Raw genomic sequence first — 359 nt, 5'->3', positions numbered from 1 at the left:
GATGAGGAACTCGCCGCGGACACCGGCACCCTGGACGGGGCCGGGGACCGGGCCATCATCAGCGCGGTCCGGGCCGCGGCGTACCGGCGGGACCCGCGCTCGGTCGCGGCGGGCCAGCCAGGCCATCACCGGGCGGACCGTGTCCCTGCGGCCGGCACCGGACACCATGACCTACCTGACAGCGCTGCTGCCCGTCGCGCAGGGCGTGGCCGCGTACACGGCCCTGACCCGGGAGGCCGACGCCGCCCGCGCCGCGGGGATGACCGGTCCCGGGGCCAGGTCATGGCGGACGCCCTGGTCGAGCGGGTCACCGGCACCCCGGGCGGGATCACCGGCATCGACCTCCAACTGGTGATGAC

The 359-nt window shown here is 76.6% G+C and carries 1 pseudogene; it reads left to right on the top strand.

Annotated features, from left to right (window positions below):
* A pseudogene (locus tag AC5RUU_RS19645) lies at positions 1 to 359 on the top strand (HNH endonuclease); the annotation flags it as partial.

Source organism: Arthrobacter sp. K4-10C (assembly GCF_059090085.1).
The sequence above is the reverse complement of the archived record's forward strand: the minus strand, read 5'-3'. Positions and strand labels throughout refer to the sequence as shown.